Annotated in this window: 24 protein-coding genes; all 24 read right to left on the reverse strand. The window is 43.1% G+C overall.

The genetic code is table 11. The annotated features are described in order from the left end of the window. Positions 1 to 54 precede the first annotated feature (54 nt). The gene (hprK, locus tag D5F11_RS16985) at positions 55 to 990 is read right to left on the reverse strand and encodes an HPr(Ser) kinase/phosphatase (protein ID WP_120115986.1); all 936 of its coding nucleotides are present in this window, start codon (positions 988 to 990) and stop codon (positions 55 to 57) included. 248 nt (positions 991 to 1238) lie between these two features. Continuing rightward, positions 1239 to 1595, reverse strand: coding sequence for a phage holin family protein (locus D5F11_RS16990; protein ID WP_120115987.1), 357 nt, complete (start codon positions 1593 to 1595; stop codon positions 1239 to 1241). A gap of 3 nt (positions 1596 to 1598) precedes the next feature. Further along, a complete protein-coding gene (locus tag D5F11_RS16995) occupies positions 1599 to 2783 on the reverse strand; it encodes a DUF4097 family beta strand repeat-containing protein (protein ID WP_120115988.1) in 1185 nt (394 codons plus the stop codon). 73 nt (positions 2784 to 2856) lie between these two features. Further along, positions 2857 to 5742 carry an excinuclease ABC subunit UvrA gene (gene uvrA / locus D5F11_RS17000; RefSeq protein WP_120115989.1) on the reverse strand — a complete coding sequence of 962 codons (2886 nt, stop codon included), beginning with the start codon at positions 5740 to 5742 and terminating at the stop codon, positions 2857 to 2859. Between the two features lie 7 nt (positions 5743 to 5749). Continuing rightward, positions 5750 to 7726, reverse strand: coding sequence for an excinuclease ABC subunit UvrB (gene uvrB, locus D5F11_RS17005; RefSeq protein WP_120115990.1), 1977 nt, complete (start codon positions 7724 to 7726; stop codon positions 5750 to 5752). A gap of 514 nt (positions 7727 to 8240) precedes the next feature. Continuing rightward, a complete protein-coding gene (locus D5F11_RS17010; protein ID WP_120115991.1) occupies positions 8241 to 9605 on the reverse strand; it encodes an amino acid permease in 1365 nt (454 codons plus the stop codon). 402 nt (positions 9606 to 10007) lie between these two features. Next, positions 10008 to 10886, reverse strand: coding sequence for a permease prefix domain 1-containing protein (locus D5F11_RS17015; RefSeq protein WP_120115992.1), 879 nt, complete (start codon positions 10884 to 10886; stop codon positions 10008 to 10010). 1 nt (position 10887) lies between these two features. Continuing rightward, positions 10888 to 11223, reverse strand: a complete 336-nt coding sequence (locus D5F11_RS17020; RefSeq protein ID WP_120116075.1) for a PadR family transcriptional regulator — start codon at positions 11221 to 11223, stop codon at positions 10888 to 10890. A 159-nt stretch (positions 11224 to 11382) separates the two neighbouring features. After that, positions 11383 to 11625 carry a DUF2164 domain-containing protein gene (locus D5F11_RS17025; RefSeq protein ID WP_120116076.1) on the reverse strand — a complete coding sequence of 81 codons (243 nt, stop codon included), beginning with the start codon at positions 11623 to 11625 and terminating at the stop codon, positions 11383 to 11385. Between the two features lie 18 nt (positions 11626 to 11643). Then, on the reverse strand, positions 11644 to 11868 hold the full coding sequence (locus tag D5F11_RS17030; protein ID WP_120115993.1) for a hypothetical protein: 225 nt from the start codon (positions 11866 to 11868) through the stop codon (positions 11644 to 11646). Beyond that, complete coding sequence (locus tag D5F11_RS17035) at positions 11858 to 12376, reverse strand: RNA polymerase sigma factor (protein ID WP_120115994.1); 519 nt, start codon at positions 12374 to 12376, stop codon at positions 11858 to 11860. The genes D5F11_RS17030 and D5F11_RS17035 overlap by 11 nt, the downstream gene beginning before the upstream one ends. Beyond that, positions 12363 to 12737 carry a hypothetical protein gene (locus D5F11_RS17040; protein ID WP_120115995.1) on the reverse strand — a complete coding sequence of 125 codons (375 nt, stop codon included), beginning with the start codon at positions 12735 to 12737 and terminating at the stop codon, positions 12363 to 12365. Before D5F11_RS17040 ends, D5F11_RS17035 begins: the two co-directional genes overlap by 14 nt. A 68-nt stretch (positions 12738 to 12805) precedes the next feature. Further along, on the reverse strand, positions 12806 to 13468 hold the full coding sequence (locus D5F11_RS17045; RefSeq protein ID WP_120115996.1) for an HAD family hydrolase: 663 nt from the start codon (positions 13466 to 13468) through the stop codon (positions 12806 to 12808). 27 nt (positions 13469 to 13495) lie between these two features. After that, the gene (locus D5F11_RS17050) at positions 13496 to 14455 is read right to left on the reverse strand and encodes a DMT family transporter (protein ID WP_120115997.1); all 960 of its coding nucleotides are present in this window, start codon (positions 14453 to 14455) and stop codon (positions 13496 to 13498) included. A 170-nt stretch (positions 14456 to 14625) separates the two neighbouring features. Beyond that, positions 14626 to 14865: a CsbA family protein gene (locus D5F11_RS17055; protein WP_120115998.1), complete on the reverse strand. Its 240-nt coding sequence runs from the start codon at positions 14863 to 14865 to the stop codon at positions 14626 to 14628. Positions 14866 to 14941: 76 nt separating this feature from the next. Continuing rightward, positions 14942 to 15586 carry a YfbR-like 5'-deoxynucleotidase gene (locus tag D5F11_RS17060; protein WP_120116077.1) on the reverse strand — a complete coding sequence of 215 codons (645 nt, stop codon included), beginning with the start codon at positions 15584 to 15586 and terminating at the stop codon, positions 14942 to 14944. A 99-nt stretch (positions 15587 to 15685) separates the two neighbouring features. After that, the gene (phoU, locus tag D5F11_RS17065; RefSeq protein ID WP_120115999.1) at positions 15686 to 16345 is read right to left on the reverse strand and encodes a phosphate signaling complex protein PhoU; all 660 of its coding nucleotides are present in this window, start codon (positions 16343 to 16345) and stop codon (positions 15686 to 15688) included. A 22-nt stretch (positions 16346 to 16367) separates the two neighbouring features. Then, positions 16368 to 17135: a phosphate ABC transporter ATP-binding protein PstB gene (gene pstB / locus D5F11_RS17070; protein ID WP_244862003.1), complete on the reverse strand. Its 768-nt coding sequence runs from the start codon at positions 17133 to 17135 to the stop codon at positions 16368 to 16370. A 59-nt stretch (positions 17136 to 17194) separates the two neighbouring features. Further along, a complete protein-coding gene (pstA, locus tag D5F11_RS17075; protein WP_120116000.1) occupies positions 17195 to 18073 on the reverse strand; it encodes a phosphate ABC transporter permease PstA in 879 nt (292 codons plus the stop codon). Next, complete coding sequence (pstC, locus tag D5F11_RS17080) at positions 18073 to 19020, reverse strand: phosphate ABC transporter permease subunit PstC (RefSeq protein ID WP_120116001.1); 948 nt, start codon at positions 19018 to 19020, stop codon at positions 18073 to 18075. Before pstC ends, pstA begins: the two co-directional genes overlap by 1 nt. Positions 19021 to 19084: 64 nt before the next feature. After that, on the reverse strand, positions 19085 to 20077 hold the full coding sequence (locus D5F11_RS17085) for a PstS family phosphate ABC transporter substrate-binding protein (protein ID WP_120116002.1): 993 nt from the start codon (positions 20075 to 20077) through the stop codon (positions 19085 to 19087). Between the two features lie 374 nt (positions 20078 to 20451). Then, entirely contained in the window at positions 20452 to 22215 is a 1764-nt protein-coding gene (gene pnpS, locus D5F11_RS17090) for a two-component system histidine kinase PnpS (protein WP_120116003.1), read from the reverse strand. Between the two features lie 2 nt (positions 22216 to 22217). Next, complete coding sequence (locus D5F11_RS17095; RefSeq protein WP_120116004.1) at positions 22218 to 22925, reverse strand: response regulator transcription factor; 708 nt, start codon at positions 22923 to 22925, stop codon at positions 22218 to 22220. Between the two features lie 14 nt (positions 22926 to 22939). After that, entirely contained in the window at positions 22940 to 25033 is a 2094-nt protein-coding gene (locus tag D5F11_RS17100) for a heavy metal translocating P-type ATPase (RefSeq protein ID WP_120116005.1), read from the reverse strand. Positions 25034 to 25046: the final 13 nt, after the last annotated feature.

Genomic DNA, 25046 nt, shown 5'->3' on the forward strand with positions numbered 1-25046 from the left:
CAATATGCTTTCATCTCACCACTTATAGAAGTGGGAGGCTTCTGCTGAATGAAGTTAATCAAACTGGCTTTCTTCTTCCGTAATCACGTCGGAAAGTCTGTCAGCAAACTGCTCAGCCGCATTCATTCCCATTCTTTTCAAACGGAAATTCATCGCTGCCACTTCGATAATGACCGCGAGATTCCGCCCTGGCCTTACAGGTATTGTTAATTTTGTAATTTCCGTATCAAAGATTTTGATTGTTTCTTCATCGAGTCCGAGCCTGTCATACTGCTTTTCACCATCCCAGAATTCTAGATGAATCGTCAGCGTAATTCTTTTATACGGTCGGACAGCACCCGCTCCGAACAACGTCATCACATTGATGATACCCAACCCGCGAATCTCCAGTAGATGCTCAAGCAATTCCGGTGAAGTTCCTACCAGCCTGTCCATATCGACTTGGCGGATTTCAACGCAGTCATCCGCAACAAGCCTGTGACCCCTTTCAATAAGCGCAAGCGCTGTTTCACTTTTTCCCACGCCACTCTGTCCAGTGATCAGAACCCCAACTCCATATATCTCGACAAGCACTCCGTGAACAGCCGTTGTGGGGGCCAGCTTATTTTCTAGGTAATAAGTAAGCCGACTTAAAAAACCGGTTGTCTTCATCTCTGTCCTCAAAACCGGAACCGAATGCCGTTCAGATACTTCAATCAATTCTTCGGGTATGTCCATTCCACCCGTTATAATAATGCACGGAGTAGAATCAGTGCAAAGCTGCTCCATGCGATATCTTCTTTCGCCTGTCATGAGCATTTCCGTGAATTTCACTTCCGTACGCCCCAAAAGCTGAACACGCTCGGCCGGATAGTAATGAAAAAAACCAGCAATCTCCAACCCGGGCCGGGAAATATCACTAGTCGTTATCGGTCTGTGAACCCCTTCCTCGCCACTGACCAGCTCCAGATCGAATTCTTTGATGATATCTTCCGTACGAACTTTCGCCATCGGAATCCCTCCTTATCCAAACCTCTTGCTGTGAAATTTGGATTCTACACAAAAAACTTTACCTTGTCTATTTTAGCATTTTCTACTCAATAAACTCCACTTTTCAAGAAATTTTGTGTTTGGAGGAGCAGGGAGAGAGAGGTTATTACGGGATTGGTGGTGGTTTATAAGAGAGTGGCACCGGTTATAAGAGAGTGGCTGCCGTTATAAGTGATGCAAATAACCCGGTCCAGCCAAGGCTGTCCGGGTTATTTATTACGATCAGGATTTAGTATTGTTTTTTGAATGATTAAATTGATCAATACCATGATCACCGCGATCAGGAAGGTAAGTCCAAATCCGTCAATTTCAAATTTGCTGCCCATGATGGCATCAGTCATTGATAATGTGACGGCGTTGATCACTAATAAGAAGAATCCAAGCGTCAGCAAGGTGATGGGCAAGGTCAAAAGGATGAGGAGCGGCCTCACCAAGACGTTCAATATTGACAGTACAAGGCTTGCCGCGACAGCCGCTCCAAAGCTTGAGACATGGAATCCTTCAAAGTAACCGGCAAAAGCGATGAAAAGAACTGCGTTGATGAGAATTCCAATTAACCATCTCATGCTTTATACACCTTTTGGGTTCGCTTTTCGAATGAAGACGGAGCCGGTTTTTGTATCTGCTTCAAGATATAGTGTTTTGTCATCCGAGCCACTGCGTTTGAACTTCATTTGCTTTTGGATAACTTCCTTCTTTTCATGAAGAACGTTAATACCTTCCAAATCCAGCTTATAGCTTCCGAGATTGGACCGAACTTCTCCGTCAATCGTTGCAGTATCTGGAACATTTACATAAATATTTCCTGTCACTGCTTTAGCTTCTATCACTTCGGCTCCGGAATGCTCCAATGTGCAATGAATATTCCCATTAAAAGATTTCAACTCAACCTTTTTACAGAACCCTGACAGGTCAATCGCCCCGTTGACAGTTTCAGCCTCAACCCGGTCTGCATTTAAATCAATCACTTTTATTTGACCGTTTACTGTATCCACATCAAGCTTCTTCCCGGAAATGCCAGTCAAGTCGACTTTTCCGTTCGTTGTTTTTACAATCAGATGCTCAGTTTCCAGCAGTTCACCTGTCATTTCACCAGTAAACACACGAACTGCTATCTTTTTATAGATTTTCTTTGGAATATACACTGTTGTCTCCACGCGCATCCATTTGGATTTCGTAGCAAAACATAGCATTCCATTATCCTGGGAGAAAACCGTATTATCAAGGAAGTAGCTTCGCCCCTCATCCCGATCTTCCACACGATATACCTTCGCCTGACATTCCACACGGACTTCCTGCTGTTCCCATGCAATGATACGAACTGGACCATTGGCAATATCAATATCGATTCGCTCAATTTGCTCATCCGCCTGCTGGAAAACATGAGGCACTTCCACCGATTGAGTAATCTGCCAATCTATATCCTTGATTTTCCGAAGAGCCGTATTGACGAAATCGAAAATTCGCTCGCCAGCCTGCTCAATTTGCGAATAGAAAGTGTCATCGCCAGAACCGGATTCCTTCGATTTACTCTGTTCATTTTGTGTTGAGCCACGAGTTGATCCTGAATTGGATTCCGCTTTCGACTCAGCCGTTGAAGGTGCTTCCGTCCATTGCTCTTCGAGGCTTGAAGGCTCCTCCTTTGTGCCTTCAGCATCCCCACCTTCTAATGCATCGAGCAGAACGATAGCTTCCTGGGCCGACAGCTTTCCTTCTTGTACCATTTCAAGTATTCGTTTTCGATCCTGGTTCATGGTCAATCCTCCTATTTTTTCATCTTTAATTTAATACGAGATGAACGGGAAAATGTTTCACTTTCAGCAAAAATTACTTGGCAATGGCTTTTTCTTTCATTTCTTGCGAGGCGATCAGCCGTTTCATACGGGCCTTATCCCTTTCTAAAATCGGCTGCAAATATTGGCCTGTGTGGGACTTAGGGCAACTTGCAATTTTTTCAGGCGTCCCTGTAGCAACAATCGTTCCGCCCTTATCGCCGCCCTCTGGTCCGAGATCAATGATATAATCCGTTGTCTTGATTACATCCAGATTATGTTCAATGACGAGTACCGTGTTTCCATTATCGACAAGCCGCTGCAAAACGTTTAATAGCCGTGCTATATCATCAGCGTGAAGTCCAGTTGTCGGTTCATCCAAAATATAAATGGAGCGGCCGTTTGAACGCCTGTGAAGCTCGGATGCCAGCTTTACTCTCTGTGCTTCTCCACCGGAAAGTGTCGTTGCCGGCTGCCCCAGCTTCATGTAGCCCAGCCCTACATCGGCAATCGTCTGCAGTTTCCGTTTGATTTTCGGAATGTTTTCGAAAAACTCCAATCCGTTCTCAATAGTCATATCTAGAACATCTGCAATATTTTTACCCTTATATTTTACTTCCAGTGTTTCCCGATTATACCTTTTACCATGGCAAACTTCGCATGGGACATACACATCAGGCAAAAAGTGCATCTCGATCTTGATGATCCCGTCCCCACGACATGCCTCGCATCTTCCGCCCTTGACGTTAAAGCTGAAGCGGCCTTTTTTATAGCCCCGTACTTTTGCCTCATTGGTAGAAGCGAACACATCGCGGACATCGTCAAACACGCCAGTATACGTAGCCGGGTTAGAACGCGGCGTACGGCCTATCGGTGACTGGTCAATATCAATCACTTTTTCCAAATGATCCAGTCCCTTAATTTCCTTATGGGCTCCGGGTTTAGCTTTGGCTTTATGGAGCTTCATCGCAAGGGACTTGTGTAATATCTCATTGATCAACGTACTTTTCCCGGAACCAGAAACACCCGTAACAGCAACGAATACACCGAGTGGAATCTTCACATTCACATTTTTTAAATTGTTTTCCTTCGCACCTTTTATTTCAATGAATCGGCCATCAGAAGTACGGCGCTCAAGCGGAAGCGAAATGAATTTTTCCCCAGATAAGTATTGCCCTGTCAATGAGTCTGGCTGTTTCATCACTTCTTTCGGCGTACCGCAGGCCACCACTTCCCCGCCATGAACACCTGCCCCAGGGCCGATGTCGATCAAATAGTCTGCAGCCAGTATCGTATCCTCATCATGTTCCACAACAATCAACGTATTACCGATATCGCGCATATTTTTCAGCGTATCAATCAAGCGGTCATTATCTCGCTGGTGAAGCCCGATAGAGGGCTCATCGAGTACATACAATACGCCGGTTAGACGGGAACCGATCTGCGTGGCCAGCCTGATCCGTTGTGCTTCCCCTCCGGAAAGCGTACCTGCGGCCCTGCTCAATGTTAGATAATCAAGGCCAACATTAACTAGAAAGCTCAACCGCTCGTCGATCTCTTTTAAAATCATATGCGCAATCTGCATCTCTTTTTCGGATAAATGAATGGTCTGGAAAAATTCCGAGGCATCCTGAATAGAGAGCTCTGTCACCTGTCCGATATGCTTGTCTTCTATTTTGACTGCGAGACTTTCTTCTTTCAGCCTGTAGCCCTTACAGCGTGGACAAGACTGATCCGTCATATATTTTTCCATCTGTTCCCTTATATAGTCGGAGCTTGTTTCATGATAACGGCGCTCCACATTCTTGAATACACCTTCAAATCTAATGTTGCTTTCCCGCACCTGGCCAAAATCATTTTTATAGCGAAAGCGGATCAAATCAGCTCCAGAACCATATAAAATTTTATCCAGCTGCTCCTTCGGCAGATCCTTCACGGGGACATTCATGTTGATTCTATAATGCTTGCACACTGTTTTTAAAAGCTGTGGATAATACTGCGAGCTGACAGGAATCCAGGGAGCAATCGCCCCTTCGTTCAATGTCAAAGAATCATCGGGAATGAGAAGCTCCTTATCGACTTCAAGCTTCGATCCGAGACCATCACATTCCGGGCAGGCACCAAATGGACTGTTGAATGAAAACATTCTCGGTTCCAATTTATCAATGGAAAAGCCGCATTCCGGACATGCGTGGTGTTCACTGAACAGTAGTTCCTCTTCTCCGATCACATCAATCATGACTTTTCCGTCGCCAAGACCGAGCGCGGTTTCAAGAGAATCAGCCAAACGTGTTTCTATATCTTCTTTGATTACAATCCGGTCAACGACAACCTCGATCGAATGCTTCTTATTTTTTTCAAGCTGGATGTCTTCAGTAAGATCCAGAATTTCACCGTCTACTCGTACACGAACGAAGCCTTGCTTTTTTATGTCCTCCATTACCTTGACGTGGGCGCCTTTTCTTCCAGAGATAATAGGAGCAAGCACCTGAATTCTTGTCTTTTCCGGATAGTCCATAATCCGGTCAACCATTTGCTCAATTGTCTGGGATGTAATTTCAATTCCGTGGACAGGACAAATTGGCCGGCCCACCCGGGCAAACAGCAAGCGAAGATAGTCATAGATTTCCGTAACTGTTCCGACAGTTGAACGAGGATTCCTGCTTGTTGTTTTTTGGTCGATTGAAATAGCCGGAGATAGCCCTTCAATGGCATCAACATCCGGTTTGTCCATCTGTCCCAAGAACTGTCTGGCATAGGCGGACAACGACTCAACATAGCGCCGCTGTCCTTCCGCATAAATGGTGTCAAACGCCAACGAGGATTTTCCGGAACCAGAAAGCCCCGTGACCACGACGAGCTGGTCCCTTGGAATCGTGACATCGATATCTTTTAAGTTATGGGCACGTGCACCTTTAACAATAATTTTTTCTAGTGCCATCGCTGTTTCATCCTTCCGCTTTCAACTCCAAAATGGCATCGCGAAGCTGGGCCGCTCGTTCAAAATCAAGCGATTTTGCCGCTTCTCTCATTTCTTTCTCCATTGAAGTAATTAGCTTGTCTTTTTCCTTTTTGGTTAATTTCTTTGTATTTTCATAAGTGTATTCTTCTGTCTCTTCCGCAGCGGTTGTTGCTCGAATAACATCGCGGACATCTTTTTGGATCGTAGTCGGTGTAATGCCATGCTTCCGGTTATATTCTTCCTGTATAGCGCGTCTCCGCTTCGTTTCTTTAATCGCTTGATCCATGGAATCAGTGATTTTATCTGCGTACATAATTACATGCCCGTTTGCGTTTCGTGCTGCCCGGCCAATTGTCTGGATGAGCGAACGCTCGGAACGAAGGAAACCTTCTTTATCCGCATCAAGAATGGCCACTAGAGATACTTCCGGTATATCCAGCCCTTCACGCAGAAGGTTAATTCCTATCAGAACATCATATTTTCCGAGTCTTAAATCACGGATAATTTCTATCCTTTCCAAAGTCTTGACTTCAGAGTGCAGATACTGAACTTTCACCCCAACGTCCTTTAAATAGTCCGTTAAATCCTCCGACATTTTTTTCGTAAGTGTCGTCACCAGGACACGTTCGTTTCTTTCAACCCGTTCATTAATTTCCCCAAGCAGGTCGTCGATTTGCCCCTCGATAGGACGGATATCGATTGTCGGATCGAGCAGCCCCGTCGGGCGGATTATCTGCTCAACCATTTCTGGCGTTTTTTCCAATTCATATGGTCCGGGTGTCGCAGATACAAAGACGATCTGGTTAATGTGCTTCTCAAATTCTTCAAACATGAGGGGCCGGTTATCAAGTGCAGACGGCAGACGGAAGCCATGATCGACTAGTACCTGCTTCCGTGCTTGGTCGCCATTGTACATTCCACGGATTTGTGGAAGCGTGACGTGTGACTCATCGACAACAATTTGGAAATCGTCGGGAAAATAGTCTAGCAGCGTGAAAGGAGTGGCTCCCGCTGGCCTTAAAGTCAAATGACGGGAATAGTTCTCAATCCCTGAACAAAATCCCATTTCCCTCATCATTTCCAAGTCGTATCTTGTCCGCTGTTCGAGTCGCTGGGCTTCAAGTAATTTTTCCTCTGCCCGAAGTTGAGCTAGCCGTTCTTCCAGTTCAAGCTCAATATTCTTAATGGCAACTCTTAGCTTTTCCTCACCAGTTACATAGTGGGAAGCAGGGAAAATGGCTGCGTGATCCCGGTCGCCAACAATTTCTCCGGTCAAAGCATCCACTACACGGATTCGCTCAATTTCATCGCCGAAAAATTCAACTCGGATGCACTGTTCCTCACGAGCAATGGGGAAAATTTCAACGACATCCCCGCGTACACGGAACGTTCCGTTCGTAAATTCGATGTCATTTCGAGCATATTGAAGATCGACGAGCCTGCGTAAAAGCTGGTTCCTCTCTATCTCCATCCCTGTTCGAAGTGACAGGACGTGATCCCGATATTCTTCCGGGGAACCGAGGCCATAAATACAGGATACACTGGCAATGATAATGACATCATTCCGTTCAAACAAAGCGGAAGTTGCCGAGTGCCTAAGCCGGTTAATTTCATCGTTTACGCTGGAATCTTTTTCAATGAACGTATCTGTCTGTGGAACATATGCTTCAGGTTGATAGTAATCATAGAAACTGACAAAGTACTCAACTGCATTGTTCGGAAAAAACTCCTTGAATTCGCTGTACAATTGCCCTGCTAGCGTTTTGTTATGGGCAATAACAAGCGTCGGCTTGTTCACTTCCTTGATCATGTTTGAGACAGTGAACGTCTTTCCTGTACCCGTCGCCCCCAAAAGCGTCTGATATTTTTTTCTTGTATGGAATCCTTCGACCAGACGTTCAATCGCCTTTGGCTGGTCACCAGCAGGCTTATATTTCGATACTACTTCAAACTGATTTTTCACGCCGGCACCCTCCCGTTTTTCTTTCTATATCTATAAACTCTGCAGCATTTTCACTTAAAATAATCATACAGTCATTTTACCACAAACGGCCCTTTCATAACCAGAAATATGCGAACGTACTTTCGACAACGTGTAAAATCATGGAGTTGCTCAACTGTATTTTTTATCAAAAAACACTCTATGGATGGTGAGCATGATTTAATGCTATTTCGTCAAGTAGTGATTGTAGCAAGAATACAAAATGGGGTATGTTCAAATACGCCTTCTTTCCATTCAACCCCTGACTAATAGAAAATATGCGGTAATTCCAATTTACCCCAAATATTGATCATGAGTGTAAAAAAGATAAAAATGAAATAGACCGGTTGGACTTTAATCCAGCCGGTCGACTTGTAGAAAAAGTAGTTATATATATTATCTGATGTCCTCGCAGACTTCTGCACATGCACTTTGGCCAATAACAGAATCTACAAAACTAGGTTCGCTTCACTTTCTTTTTTATTGCCTTTTTCCGTCACACCTGTTCCGCACCCTTTATTCTCATAACCCGGATTTTATTTATGACGAACAAAAGAATAAACCAAACTGGGGTTACAAACAGGGCAATTCGGGTGTCTTCTCCAAGTGCAAGCACTACCAAAATAAATCCGAAGAAAGCAAGGATTAAGTAATTGGCAAATGGGAACAGTGGCATTTTAAACTTACTTGTTTTGGCTAAATCAGGCCTTGTTTTGCGATATTTTAAGTGAGCAAGGACGGTAATTCCCCAAATAAAGATAAAACAAAAAGTGGAAACGCTCGTGATAAGCGTAAATACTCCTTCCGGCATGACATAGTTCAAAGCGACAACTACCAGTACAGCACCAGTTGAAAAGAACAATGCATTAGAAGGCACTTTATGAGTTGTCAGTTTTATAAATTTTTTGGGAGCCTGTTGGTTTTTTGCCAGTGAATAGACCATCCGGCTTGTACTAAAAATGGCACTGTTGCAAGCCGATGCAGCTGATGTCAGAACAACAAAATTGACAATGCCTGCAGCCGCTACAATACCAACCGCTGCGAATACTTGGACAAATGGACTTTCAGTCGGTTTAACGGCTGTCCACGGATATATGCTCATAATCACCAGCAATGCACCGATGTAGAAAATGATGATCCGTATAGGAATATTATTGATCGCTCTCGGGATAACCTTTTCTGGGTCTTCTGTTTCACCAGCAGTGAGTCCTACAAGTTCAATACCTGCAAACGCAAACATAACCATTTGGAATGAAAGAAAAAAACCGGTCATGCCATTCGGAAACATGCCGCCATGACTCCATAGATTGGTGAAACTTGATGGACCTGCGTCTGTGGAAAAGCCCTTCAAAATCATAAAAATACCAACAACGATTAATAATAAAATGGCAATGACTTTAATTAATGCAAACCAAAATTCCAATTCCCCAAAAAGTTTTACAGTGGCTAAATTCATCAATAACAACAAAACCAATGCTATGAGACCCGGGATCCACTGGGGCACACTCGGAAACCAATATTGTATATAAATCCCAACCGCTGTCAAATCAGCCATTGCAATAGTAACCCAGCTGAACCAGTATGTCCATCCAGTGATAAAGGCTGCCGTATCACCAAAATAGTCTTGAACGAAGTCAACAAAAGAATGATAGTTTAAATTGCTTAAAAGAATCTCTCCAAGTGAACGCATAATTAAAAAGCAAATAGTGCCTGTAATTAGATAAGCAAATAAAATAGACGGCCCTGCCAGATGAATCGATTTCCCCGCTCCAAGAAACAAACCCGTTCCAATTGCCCCGCCTATGGCAATTAATTGTACGTGCCTGTTCTTTAAACCTCTTGATAGATTTTCTTGCTGCATGTAAATGACCTCTCTAACTATTTAGGATTTGTGAAATTGTTTCACCTAAAAATAACCATTTCATACTACCCCTCTTTTTAGGAAGCGATTACATTATATCAACAAAATTTTCATTCATTTTTCTTCCTTTAATCAAACCTAAAAAAACCTTTAAATTTTACTTTTGTCCTTAACCTCCCTTTTTGTTACTTTACCATAAAAACAGCGAAAGTAGGGGTAAAGTGCAATTTCACTTCAAGATTTTTCTTTTCATTTAGTCAATTTTCTGCTGCTTTTTATTTCCGATTGGTATTTACTGGTACTATATTACTATAAAATATAAAGACTGTCGAGGATTCCTCGTCAAAAGAGGGGTCAGACCCCCAGCGCGTTAACGCGCTAAAGGGGGTCTGACCCCTTAACTCAATCATAGCTTTTTGCCTGCACCCAAAATTCAATGAATAACTGCAATGCAATCGTAACTAAAAATACAACAATGGCATAGATGATCCCAAGTTTAAATCCTGCAAGGATGACCATGGCAATGGCAAGAATCCATAAAGCTCCCGATAACAGTCCACCTTGAGCCACTCGCTTGGGATCCTTCTTAATATAGCGCTCCATCCAAATTTTTTGCTCTTCAATGACCCATGGCTTGTGGCGGCTCTTTTCAGTCAGCAGTAAGAAAGCCAATATCCCAACTCCTGGAATGACAAATGGAAGCAATGTTCCGAGCACAGCATGAAGGCCCATATTGTCCATAAAATACAAAGATGCCGCGGTTATCAAACCGAAAAGGATTCCGCCTACAGCAACGGCATAAATGAGGGCGCGGATCCAAGACATCGGATAGTCACTGGCCGTCTCTTGTGTTAAACCGAGAAAAACAAAAGCGGCTCCAGAAATCACAATAAATGGAAGCGAGGAAGAAATGCCCTGCGAGATTACATCCGTTGAAAAATATGAGATGAATCCGACTGTCAGCCCAAACAAAAATAAAATTCCCGCGATGACGTACCCGATAGCATGTTTTAAACCCACCTCTACTTTATGCTGAAAATACATCTGTCCGATTACTTCATTCCTTTTTTGGCGGCTGATATCATCCGCCACCGCAGTAATATCGCCCAGCTCACCAATGGCCTTGGTAAACGCTGCTTCTTCATCCATTCCTTCACTTTCCAGTCCTTTGATCCGTTCAATCAAATTAGAAACAATCTCTTCTTTGAAATCCTCCAATGCAGGTGTATCCACGTACCCCTTGAATAAATCGTCCACATATCTCTTCACCTGTTTACTCATTTTATCCCTCCTCAAGCAATCTATTTAATATTTGCTGGGTAAACTCCCAATCCAGTTTGTTTTGATAATATTGCGTTTTTCCCTTATCCGTAATTCGATAATACTTGCGTCTTCCTCCTTGTGTCTCATCACCCCAATAAGCAACGATCAGCCCTTCCTTTTCCAATCTTCGATAACTGGAATAAAGCGTGGCTTCCTTCAGTTCATATTGGTCATCTGTCTTTTCCAAAATCGTTTTATATATTTCATAACCGTAACTGTCGCCTTTTTGTAAAATACTCAACACAATCGTATCCGTATGCCCCCGCAACAAATCAGACGATAATTTCCCTTTCACCTGCTCACCACCTCTTAGAACCATAACAGCCCAAAGTATTATATTCATAATATTACTTTGTCTGTCATAATAATATGCCAAAAACAATAAATTGTAAACACCTTTTTCAAAAAATAAAACCTGTTGTATTCATTTCATTCAAATGAATACAACAGGTCTTTAGTCAACAAGTCTCTTTTCCAACGCATATAGATCTTCTTCCAGCATTTGCATCCTTTGTTCCGCCACTTCTCTGGCGTCACGGATGCCTTCATTGTAAAAAATGGGGCCAAGCCTTTCTTTAATAAATTCAAAACAGATTTCCGCAGCAAATTCACCAATTTCCTCGCCGCGTTCTTTCAGAAAAAATTCTTGGATCTCCTGGATCATTTGTCTTTTCTTCTCTAAAGAAAGCTTGGGCATTAGCATATTTTGACTCCTTTACAAAAATATGAGCGGAATAGCGGAGATGGTGGAAATGAGCACAGGCAAAAATAACGCAAGAACCATTCCTCTTTCAGTGAATTCGAATTCCGGGAGACGAGTTGAATCAAAGAGCCAGTCTCCCGCTTTTTCAATCCTTGATTTTCGCATGGGAAAATCAGGCACTTCCACATTAAATTCATCCAGCTTTTGAAACAGTTTTTCATCGCTTTTATTTTTCATCTCCATCCACCTCCAAATCTTCCTTCAATTTTTTCATCGCATGATGCAGCCTTGATTTAACCGTCCCGACCGGGATCCCCAAAATTTCTGCCGCTTCTTTTTGTGTTAGGTCATGATAGTAAGTCAGCAATACGACCGCCCTTTGAAGTTCAGGCAGTTGTTGCACTGCTTTCTGGACAGACAGCCTTTCTTCCATTGAAATTGCCGAGGTATTATCTGCTGCCACAAATGGCAGCAATGACCAAAATTTTTTCCTTCTCTTCAATCTTGTAGCCATGGTGTTGTACGCAATTTGAAAAAGGTATGTTTTGAACTTTCCTTTTTCAGGCGAATATTGATGACCTTTAAGTAACTTTTCAAACGTATCCTGTACGACATCAATACTCAGCTGTTGATCTCCTGTATATCTGAAAACGAATGTATAGAGCGGTTTCCTATACATCTCATACAGCGTTTCAATCGTTTCTGAGCATCCGTTTTCCAAACGGATTTCCCTACTTAAACTCATTTGGCCACCGCTCTTTGATGCCTTTAAACACATAAACCAACTTCGTGATCATCCAAAGAAACGTCACTAAACTGAACACCACTGTCTGATGAATAAAATATTGGATGACCGGACTGTTGATATTATCCCCTCTTAAAAGGAAAATGAGCAGACCGATTATATTTAAAAATGTATAGATAGCAGCAATCAACACAATTGAATCCCAGCGGGTCCAGTAAAAATAAAAATCCGTTTTCGTAAAATCAATTTTTCCCCATTTGTCTCGAACAACCTTCTTTTCCATTGAAGCAATGACCCCTGCAAAAACTGAGCCAAGCACCGCTACCACAATACTGCTGATCACCCAGCCTGTCACTGGCATACAGAACACTTCCCTTCTTGTCTCTTGTAAACTATTACTAATAGCGAGGCAAAAAGGTTCATTTTCAATCAAATAATTTTTTGTCGGGAGGCAGAAATGATCTGAATTAATTCCTCCAGCGCCATATCTGACATTGAATTCAAACGCAATCGATGTCCCTCAAATGCCAAGTGACTTGTCACTCGATTCGAGACAACGACAACATTTAGGCCCGCAGCCAGAGCTGCTGTTAGACCATTTTTCGAATCTTCGAAGGCTATGGTCCTCTCAGGATCAGCCTCCAAATCTTTGATGGCCGCTTCATATAACTCCGGATCAGGCTTGATATTGACCACATCGTCCGCTGTTTTGACGACATCAAAATAGTCCTTTATTTCAAATCGTTTCAAAAAACCCCCGACCCAACTCCTGTTGGAACTTGAAGCCAGACCGATTTTCAGGCCAAGCTTTTTTGCAGAGCTAAGATAGTCCAAAACTCCATCCCTCAGCTCTAAATTTTGTAATTGGTTCGTATATATTGCCTCGGCTTCTTTTATGATCACTTCTTTTGTAAAAGAAACCTTCTTTTTCAAGCGCTCAAATAACACATCATCTGACGTACCGATACAAAGAGCAAATTCATCTATTGTCAAATCATAATTCAAACGACGGAAAACCTGGCGAAACGCCTCATACCAGACAGACTCGGTATCTACGATTAAACCATCAAAATCGAAAACGACTGCTTCCATCTCTTAATCTCCTCATTTTTCATCACTTTACTGAGTGACGCTTTTCACTTCTTTTGCACGAGAAACATAACTGTGCAGTACCATTCCTGCTACAACAAGTAGCATACCAATCAAGGAAGCAGGAGCCGGCATAGGTGCACTCAACACAACAATTTCTCCCAGCAAAGCGTAAGGGACTTCCAACGATTGTGTAGCTTCTACTGCAGCAAGTTTGCCCATGTTATCTTTAACAGAATCTGTCGCTTTGAAAAATAAAACAGTAGCTATTACCCCGGAAGAAATGGCGACAAGAAAAGACTGAAACGTCTGCTCTTGTGAAGGAAAGGAACCTGTTGCAAGTTCCCAACCGGCAAGGACCAGCCAAAATGGCATACTTCCAAGGGTCATGCCCAAAACCCTTTGATATGTATCCAGGCGACCACCGCAAACCCCCATCATCTTTCTGTTTCCAAGCGGGTATGCAAAGGAAGCCACTACAATTGGAATGACGCAGAATAATACATTTTGCAGGGAAAGCCCGTTCATATGCTCTAATTGCATCATAGCAATCCCGGCTAAAATGATCAACGACATGCTCAGTCCTCTATAGGGGATTTTTCCTCTTACAGAAATATAGCCAGAAGAAGTCAGAATGGTTTCGTAAAAAAGCGGTGCCAAAAGAGAGCCGGAAATAATCGTTATCTGAAACGTACTAGCGATTAACCAACCTGGCCCATATCCTGCGGCAAATGTAAGCGGAGCATAAAACAAGCCGAATCCCACAGTACTCCACAGGAGCCATTCCCCTGGGTTCGCTTTCATCTCATGGATTAGCTTTCGAAAATTCCCCCTGACCACTACAATTAACAATAAAAAAGGCACCATGAACATATAACGAAGCGAGGCACTCCAAATCCAACTCCCGCCTGACAAATCCATTGCGCGGTTAAAAATAAATGTGAAGGCAAAAAAGAATGCAGCCACCACACCTAACAATATTGGCTTCACGAGGCTCCCCCCTGTCACTTACTTCGAAAATCGAAATATCAAAACATTTACATTATACTACGGAATGCTTGACATTAATATAGATGAAAATAATTTTATGAGAGGATGGGCATGTAATTCCTTCTGAATCCGGTATAAAAAAACACTCCTTGTCCCGGCTGCAAACCAGGTCATGAAGTGTCTTTCTTTCTCCTTTTATTTTTCATTTGGTTGACGATAAATAGTCCTAATGTAAGAGACGCCGCCTCAATAATAATCAGCCACCATTTATGCAAATATCCGTTGTATGCCGAAACAATAATCAGGGCAACAACCAAAAGAAAAGAAACAAAGCGATTGTACGTTATCCGTACGAAAAAAATCATCATTAAAGCCGGTAAAAATATAGCGGATAAGATTTTATCTATCATGGCGATCCCCCATGTACATATTGCAAGCCTTATCTATAAGTTTTTCCGAAAATGCGAAAAAGTGCAAGTCTCTTTTTCAACGGCTTCTGCTTTCTTCAATCATTCTCTCAGTGATAGCTGTCAATTCACTTTGTTCAATAAAACGTTCACGGAGCATTTCCGGCAAGATTTGATCAAGAAAGTATTGGACACACGTCATATCTTTGAACAAAAGGATTGTGCTTAACGCTTCTTCATATATTTCCATAAACAATGTCTCTGGATTTTCCTTCTGGATCTCACCGAAAGATTCATACAATAGATCGATTTTATCAGCCACCGATAGAATCCGTCCTTCTAACGTATCGTCCTTCCCTTCTTTGAAGCGCCCCAAATAAACATTCTGGAATTCCGGCGGAAATTCCTTTTCCACGAATTTCCTTGTCATCTCTTCCTCCACTTCATTGAAAAGACGCTTTAATTCTTTAGAAGCATATTTAACTGGTGTTTTGATGTCTCCGGTAAAAAGTTCTGCATAGTCATGGTTCAATGCTTTTTCATACAGCAGCCGCCAATCGACTTTCTGCCCTTCCATTTCTTCGACAGTTCCCAGAAACTGCGCGATTTTCGTTACTTTGAACGAATGGCTGGCCACAGAATGTTCTTGAAATTTGAATTTTCCCGGGCAGCGGTATATTTTCTCTAAATCAGACAAACTTTTAAAATAATGATGGATCCCCACTTGAATCACCTGCTGCTTTCTTATTTCGAAAAATTGTAACACGAAGCCTTCCCATTTAAAATCAAAAGGACTTTTCCATCGGAAAAAGTCCTTGACTCCTTATTGATTCAACTCCACTTTCTTCCCCGAGTCCATGTACACAATCCACTCACAAATATTGGTGACATAGTCGCCAATTCGTTCCAAATATTGCGCAGTGAGCAGAAGGTGTGTCGCCTGATTGATCAATGACTGATCCTGCGTCATCAGACCTATCAGGTCTGTAAAAATTTCTTTATAAAAAGCATCCACCTCATCATCGCGGTTCGCTATAGCCTTCGCTTTATCCTTATCCATATGAATGTATGCGTCCAATGCGTCACGAACCATATCCTGAACTAGTTTACCCATTTTAGGAATATCGATGAGCGGTTTTGCATAAACCTCGCCCTGCAGCCTCACGGTAGTTTTGGCGATGCTCACTGCATGATCTGCTATTCGTTCAAGGTCTGTCGAAACCTTGAGTGTAGTTGCAATTCTTCGAAGGTCGCTTCCCACCGGCTGCTGCAAGGCAATCAATGTGAAGCATTTTTTTTCGATTTCCATTTCCGCATCATTGATTTCCCTGTCGCCGTCGATTACCTCTTGAGCGAGCTTTACATTTTTATCAACCAATGCCTGCACTGCCTGATGAAGCGCTTCTTCCACCAGCATCCCCATTGTGAGCAGCTGATGGTGCAAGTTTTGCAATTGCTCATCAAATTGATTTCTGACTGCCATCTGCCAGCCTCCTTTTTATGATTTATCCAAATCGTCCCGTTATATAGTCCTCTGTCCTCTTGTCATCCGGATTGGAGAACATGGCCGACGTCTTGCTAAACTCAATCAATTCCCCATTTAAGAAAAAGGCTGTCTTATCTGATATGCGAGCCGCTTGCTGCATATTGTGCGTCACAATGATGATGCTGAAGTTTTCCTTCAACTCCTGGACCAGCTCTTCCACTTTTAAAGTAGAGATAGGATCAAGTGCAGAGGTCGGTTCATCCATCAAAATGACATCAGGTTCAATCGCAAGGCATCTAGCGATACAAAGACGTTGCTGCTGGCCGCCTGAAAGTCCGAAGGCATTTTCACTCAGCCTGTCTTTCACTTCATCCCAAAGCGCAGCCCCCTGCAAGCTTCTTTCCACAATCTCATTCAATATTTTTTTGTCCCTAATACCATGAATCCGCGGGCCATAAACGACGTTTTCATAGATTGATTTTGGAAACGGATTGGGTTTTTGAAAGACCATTCCCACTTTGGTCCTTAATTCTTCAACGCCAAATTTGTGATCCAAGATATTCTTTCCTCTATACAGCAATTCGCCGGTCATTTTCACTGAAGGAACAAGCTCTACCATCCGATTCAGAGACTTGATGAATGTCGATTTTCCACATCCAGATGGTCCGATAATCGCTGTGACCTCATTCTCCGCTATTTTAAAATCAATCTCTTTCAGAGCATGCTTTTCCCCGTACCATAGATTAAAATTTTTCGCTTGAAAAACTTCATTCTTCTGTACCTGGATATCCGGTTTGGCTGTTTGTTCCTCCCTGACCAATGTTGTAATCAAATCTATCCCTCCAATTAATAGCGCTTGGAAAATTTATTTCTAATGATAATGGCAATGGAATTCATCAAAAGCAGCATAAGAAGCAGAACAATAATTCCAGCTGCTGCTACATCATGGAATGCAACCTGCGGTCTGCTGGTCCAGTTGAAAATTTGAATAGGCATGACGGTGAACCCTGACCAAATACTTTCTGGTACAAAGGCAACAAACGTCAATGCTCCAATCATAATGAGCGGAGCTGTCTCCCCGACTGCACGTGATAATGCCAGTATTCCACCTGTTAAGATACCTGGAATCGCCGCTGGCAAAATAACACGGCGGATGGTTTGCCACTTTGTGGCTCCCATTCCGTATGATGCTTCCTGCAGTTCTTTCGGAACAGCGCGAATGGCTTCCTGCGAAGCTACAACAATAATAGGGAGAATCAAAAGGCTCATAGTCAATCCTCCGGCAAGCACACTCCTCCCCATTTCCATCATCCGTACAAATACAGTCAATCCCAATAACCCGAAAACAATAGACGGAACGCCTGCCAAATTAGAAATATTCATTTGAATAAAGCGGGTAAACCTGCTTTTCTTTGCATACAACTCAAGATAGATGGCACAGCCAACGCCTAATACAATGGATACAGGACCTGTAATGGCCACCAGCCAAATCGTCCCGAATATGGCGGCTTTGATGCCTGCATCTTCAGGCCTTCGTGAAGCGAAGCTTGTAAAAAAATCAAGATCCAAATAGCTGTACCCTTGGGATAATATCCGGTAAACCAAAATCCCTAATACTAGCAATCCAACCGATGTGGCAAGCATAAACAGCCACTTCGACAATCTGTTTTTTAAAAGACGGGAACCAGTTCTTTTCACTATCTTTTCATCATTTATCAATTCCATTAATACTCCTCCCTAAAGCGCTTAGAGATCCATTGGGCAATGATGTTCATGAAGAGTGTAAAAATGAACAGCGCCATTCCAACCGCATAAATGCTGTAGTAAATGGTGGAGCCATATGAAGCATCTCCAAGGCTCACCTGCACAATATAAGCGGTCATCGTCTGAATGGTCTCCGTCGGATCAAAGGTTAGATTCGGTTTTGAACCGCCTGCAATTGTGACGATCATCGTTTCACCAATCGCACGGGAGATCCCTAGAACACATGAAGCGACAATTCCGGATAACGCAGCAGGCAAGACTACTTTTAAGGACACTTCCAATTTGGTTGACCCCAGTGCCAATGCCCCTTCCCTCATGGATCGAGGAACTGAGCTCATCGCATCTTCAGAAAGGGATGCAATCATCGGAATGATCATGATCCCAATAACAATTCCTGGACTTAATGCATTAAAAAACTGCAAGTTCGGTACAATTTTTTGCAAAAGAGGTGTTACAAAAGTTAAGGCAAAAAAACCGTAAACAATAGTCGGAATCCCGGCAAGGACTTCTAAAATGGGTTTCACAACTTTCCTGACCCGATCACTGGCATATTCACTTAAATAAATGGCTGTCGCAAGACCAATCGGAATCGCGACAATCATGGCAATCACAGCTACCAGCAATGTCCCCGAAACCAAAGGAGCTATACCATATTGAGGATCGGCTTCGAAAAACGGGAACCACTCTTTGCTTGTGATAAATTCTATTATGTTAACACGTTCAAAAAACGTAATTGTTTCCACTAGTAATGTAATGACGATCCCAATCGTCGTTAAAATAGAAATAACTGCCATTGTAAAAAGAAAAATGGGGACACATCTTTCAATCATCCCCTGCTTAAACTTAGACTTTCTTTTATTTTCTTCAATGAGTGCGGCAACTGATTTTCTTTCCGCTTTTAACTCCATAAGGAAAACTCCTCACTATTTTCATAGTAAAGGGAGAGGGGGGTCCCCCTCTCACCTGATCATATTACTTTGAAGCTTCTTCCAGTTTTTCAAGCGCTGCTTTATATTCATCGTCTTTAAGGCTGATATAACCAACTTCTTCAGCTAGAGTACCGGCATTTTCAAGAGCAAACTTAGCATACTCGTAAACTTGAGGTTTCTCTTTCAATGCTTTATTACTAGCATAGAAGTACAATGGACGGGAAAGCGGCTCATATACACCGTTCATGATCGTGTCATGGTCTGGAGTGACTGCCTCACCTTTACTATTAACGATCGGTACAACCTTTAGATTGTCCTTATTTTCAGCGTAGTATGAGAATCCGAAAAAGCCGATTCCGCCTTTGTCTCCCATTACACCTTGCACAAGTACATTATCATCCTCAGATAATGTAGCGTCTTTTCTCATTTGTTCTTCTTCAAGAATTACTTCATTCCAGTAGTCATAAGTACCGGAGTCTGTACCTGGGCTGAAGAATGTAATCGGCTCTTTTGGCCAGCCATCACGGACATCCGCCCATGTTTTCACATTCCCATCTTCCAGCCACATTTTTTTCAATTCATCAATAGTCAACTGATCGACAAAGTCGTTATCTTTATTTACTACGACAGATATACCGTCATAAGCGATTTCGAATTCTGTATAATCAATGCCTGCTTCTTCCAACAGCTTCGCCTCTTCATCCTTTATAGGGCGTGAAGCATTGCTGATGTCCGTTTCCCCTGCGATAAATTTTTTAAATCCGCCCCCGGTTCCAGAAACACCCACCGGCGCCTTGACATCCGGCTGATCCGCAGCAAATTCCTCGGATACTGCTTCCATAATCGGGAAAACAGTTGAAGATCCATCAATGCCGACGGAACCCGTCAACTTGTCATTGGATGTTTCTTCTACCTTCGAAGTATTATTTTCATTTCCCTCTGCATTGCTGCTTGTACTGCCATCACCATTTCCACACCCTGCAAATAAGAGAGCTGAAGATAAGGTGACTGTCGCAAACGCGGCTTTCAATTTCATTCGTCATTTTCCCCCTAATATTCTTTGTTCGACTTCAATGAACATATTACTCTCCCTATATCAATTTTCGATGAACGCAATGTAAAGATTATGTAAAGGTGACGTTGAACCTATTCAACAGAGGGTTTTAGAGCATTTTCACATGCAATTTGAAGCATACCTGTCAAACCCGTGCAGGTCTGTAGCATTTCCTTTCAAACTGGGGGCGGATCCAATGCTCAGAGCATTTCCAATCACCTTCGATCAATTCCTCTTAATCTTGGATCATAACTAGTCATGCCTAACTATTCCATCGTAAGTCTAGGGCATATCCAGTATTTTTCGCAGCATTTCTCCAACATAAAAAATCCTCACTCCCTTTTCGGGTGCGAGGATCATTGCTGCTTCGGCAGTGTCACTATAAATTCTGTCCCCCTGCCTTCTTCACTTTTGACTTCAATTTTTCCTTGGTGTGATTCCACCAAATGTTTCACAATCGCAAGGCCAAGGCCAGTACCGCCCGAATTCCGGGCTCTCCCCTTGTCCACTCTGTAAAAACGCTCAAACAACCGCGGCAAATCTTTTTTTGCGATGCCGATTCCTGTATCTTTGACGCTGATTGCAACCTCATCTTCTATGTCCGCAAGCGACACCGTAATCCTTCCACCTGCTGGAGTATAAGAGACTGCATTAGAGACAAGGTTCAGAATGATTTGCTGAATCCGATCCTTTTCCCCCTTAACCCAGCACTCCCTTTCCACCGGCAAGTGAAGTTCCAATCCTTTTTTCTCAACATCTTTCCTGACTGTATCAGCGACTCGATCCACAACCTCCGCCACATTAACATTTTCCACCTCAAGCGGAATCATATGCTGTTCGATTTTTGACAGATGAAGAATATCATTGATCATCCGATGAAGTCGCTCACTTTCTTTATGAATGATGCCAAGGAAATGGTGGAGGGCTTCTTTATCTTCCATTGCGCCGTCAAGTAAGGTTTCCGTAAAACCTTTGACTGAAGTGATCGGCGTTTTTAATTCATGGGAAACATTCGCAATGAATTCGCTTCTCATTTTTTCAAGCCGGCGAATGTCGGTTATGTCATGAAGTACCGCCACAATTCCCTTTAACTCGCCATTTTCTCCGACATATGGCGCAAGGTGCGCATCCAGTATCCGCTCGTTCGGATAATAAAATTGGATCTCATCCCTGATTTCCGTTTGTTCATTTAGGCACCGGGCGATCAGTCGGCTCAAGCCTGCATTTTTGACGATTTCCACATGCTGTTTTCCAGTAAAAGCTTCAGGATCCGCATCTAGCATACAGCCAATCGCACGATTGGCAAGTAAAATTTTTCCGTTCTTGTCCACAAAAAGTACGCCGCTCATCATATTTCGTAGAACTCCTGAAAGCCGCTGCTCATTTTCCTGGATTGTTTCCATCTGACTTTTCAAGCTGGCAGCAAGAACATTGATGGCATTAGCAAGCTGGCCCAACTCTCCTTTGGGTCTCATGCTTACTCTCGCGGTGTAGTCCTTATCTTTCAATTTCTGAGATACAAACATCATTTCTTCAACTGGCTTGGCAATGCCTTTGGCGATTCTGATTCCAATCAGTGCAGTCAGCAAAAGGGCGGCAAAAAGGACGATTGTTAAAGTATTCCTTAGATGCCTAATTGCTTTCTCAATGTTTTCGAGAGAAAGGGCCACCCTAACAACGCCTTTGACCTCTCCATCAATTTTCACAGGAATGGCCGTATACATCATACTGTAACCCAGGGTGTGGCTGTATCTCGTCGATATACCAGATTCCTTCCCTTCCTTAATGACCTGGCTAACTTCCGGGCGACTCGCATGGCTTTCCATACTAGAGGGATTGTCTTCTGAATCTGCCAATACTTTTCCATTGCGGTCGATAACTGTCACTCGCGATGTCACTGGGGCGGCTAGTTCCTTTACTTTAGACTGCAAATCTTGCTGCTCAATCCCATTTAGCTCTAATGCTCGCAAAACGAGATGAGCTGTTTGCTTAAGCTGGCTTTCTTTAAAATCCATATATGTATTTTTCATTGTGTTGGCCAAAAAGAGGCCGGACCCCAGAAGGGCAAAAAACATTAAAAGAAAAAAAGAAAACGTAATACGCACCCATAGCTTATGCATCCTTAAGGCCTCTCCATTTTATAGCCGAATCCACGGATTGTTTTAATATATCGAGGATGCCGTGTATCTTCTTCAATTTTTTCTCGCAAATTGCTGATATGAACATCAACAATCCGAGAATCTCCAATAAAGTCGTAATTCCAGATGGCGTCCAAAAGCTGCGTTCTGCTCAAAACTTTCCCTTCATTTGAAGCAAGATACAATAGAAGCTCAAACTCCTTTGGGGTCAGTTCAAGTTTATCTCCATCCAGCAATGCTTCGTACCTTTCAGGATAGATCGTAACCTGCCCTAATTCCACGACAGGTTCGGGAGCTTTGTCCATAACAGCGCTGCTTTCTTCAAAGGTTTTGGTCCTTCGTAAAATAGCTTTCACCCGCGCAACGACTTCACGCGGACTGAAGGGCTTTGTCAAATAATCATCTGCACCGAGCTCCAGCCCGAGCACTTTATCAAATTCATCGCCACGGGCTGTAAGCATTAAAATAGGAGTATTCACTTTTTCCTGGCGAAGGGTCTTACATATATCCATTCCGTCCATTCCAGGAAGCATCAAATCCAAAATCATCAGGTCCGGCCGCTCTTCCATGGCCTTTTTCAGGCCCTCAGTGCCGTCCGAAGCTGTCAACACTGAGAAGCCTGCCTTTTCAAGATTATATTGAAGTAATGTCGCAATTGATGGCTCATCTTCTACAACTAAAATTCGTTCCATTTTTCTCAGCCTCCTCATTTAGAGTGCACGCTGCCGCCTGACTTGTCAATCAAAATCGTCAGACTGATCAGCGTAACAAGGATCGTGGCACCCATATCCGAAAGGATGGCGATCCACAATGTAAGGAGACCTGGAATGGTCAGCAATAAGGCAATGAGCTTTAAACCAAGGGCAAGAGATATATTCAACTTGATAACAGAATTCACCCGTTTGGCAATTTTAATGGCGCTCGGCAATTTGCCAAGATGGTCCTGCATTAACACAATGTCAGCTGTTTCAATGGCGCTGTCAGTTCCTTTTCCCATTGCAATCCCAAGATCGGCAACGGCCAAAGCAGGAGCGTCGTTAATACCATCCCCAACCATCGCTGTTTTCCTTTCCCGAATCAGATCATTGATTTTTTCCACTTTCTGATCCGGTAGCAAATTGGCGTAAAAATCAGTCAACCCAATAGCATCTGCCACTTTTTTTGCCGTTTTTTCATGGTCTCCTGTCAGCATGATTGCCCTCTTGATGCCAGATTTATACAATTGCTGGATTACGTCTTTGCTCTCCGGACGTATTTCGTCCGCGATCCCAAACAATCCGAGAACACGTGAATCATCTGAAACGGACACAAGCGTATATCCTGCATTTTTCAGTTGGTCAATATCCGCTCTGATCTTCTCATCAACAGCACCAGAAGGAATGCTCGCTTCATTGCCCAGCCGATACAGTTTACCTGATACGAAGGCTTCCACTCCCTGTCCGGCAATCGTCGTGATATCAGCCGGTTCTTCCAAGAAAAGATCATGTTTTTCCACTTCCTTCATGACTGCTTTAGCCAAAGGATGGGAAGAAGATCTCTCAATGGATCCAGCCACTTTAAAAAATTCTTCTTCGTGATAAACAACCACTTTTTCCACATGAGGCTCGCCTTTAGTCAAAGTTCCTGTCTTATCGAAAGCGACAGTTTCAATGTGACCAAGCTGCTCTAAAAAGACTCCGCCCTTTACTAAAATCCCGTTGCGGGCATTTCGCGTAATCCCCGAGATGATCGCAACCGGAGAAGATATGATCAAGGCACATGGACATCCGACGATCAATACAGCAAGCCCTTGGTAAAACCAGCTTCCCCAATCACCTCCAAAAAGCGGGGGAATCACCATGACAACAGCCGCGATCACCATAATCAAAGGAGTATAGTATTTAGCGAACTTATTAATGAACTGCTCTGTCGGCGTTTTCGTTTCCTGCGCTTCTTCCACGAGATGCAGAATCTTTGCAAGTGAAGAATCGTCATAAGACTTGGTAATTCTGACCTTCAGAACACCCTCGTTGTTAATACTGCCGCCAAAAACAGTCTCCCCTTCCTCTTTGTCAACTGGCATGGACTCCCCTGTTATGGCAGCTTCATTGACTGAGCTTCTGCCATCAATGACAACTCCGTCCGATGGAATTTTTTGGCCTGATTTTACAAGAACAATATCATCTGTTTTCAATTCTGCTACAGGAAGTACTTTTTCCTGTCCACCGCTAAGAACAATTGCTTCCTTTGGCGCCGCATCTAGAAGCGTTTCCATTGACTTACGGGCCTTCTCCATTCCAAGCCCTTCCAAGAATTCATTAATTCCGAACAGAATCGCAACAAGAGTACCTTCTTTCCACTCACCAATTCCAAATGCTCCAATTAATGCGATCGTCATAAGTGTATCGATATTGAATTTGAACTTAAAAAGATTTCTCAATCCTTTTAGAAACGTCGAATACCCGCTCAATGCCGCCGCGACAACATAAAGAGCCACAGACGACCACCCAGGCAGTGATTTTTCCGAAATTATAGCTACAACATACAAAATCACCGAAGCCCCTATCAAAAAGAGAAGCTTGCGCCCGCTTCCATGAGCATGGCTGTGATCATGGTCATGCTCATCTTCTTTTACTATTGAGGCACCGTCGCTTGCCAAGATTTTTTCTACTTTATTTAATTCAATCTCATCTGACACAACCAATTTGCTAGAATTGAACAGGATTTTTGCATCTTCACCATAATCCAATTTCTGTATTTCCTCTTCAATCTCCCTTGCGCAGTTCGCGCATGAAAGCCCCTGTAGCCGATATTCAGTCATTTTCTAAACCTCC

Source organism: Siminovitchia terrae, assembly GCF_003605405.2.
GTDB classification, from domain to species: Bacteria; Bacillota; Bacilli; order Bacillales; family Bacillaceae_C; genus Siminovitchia; species Siminovitchia terrae.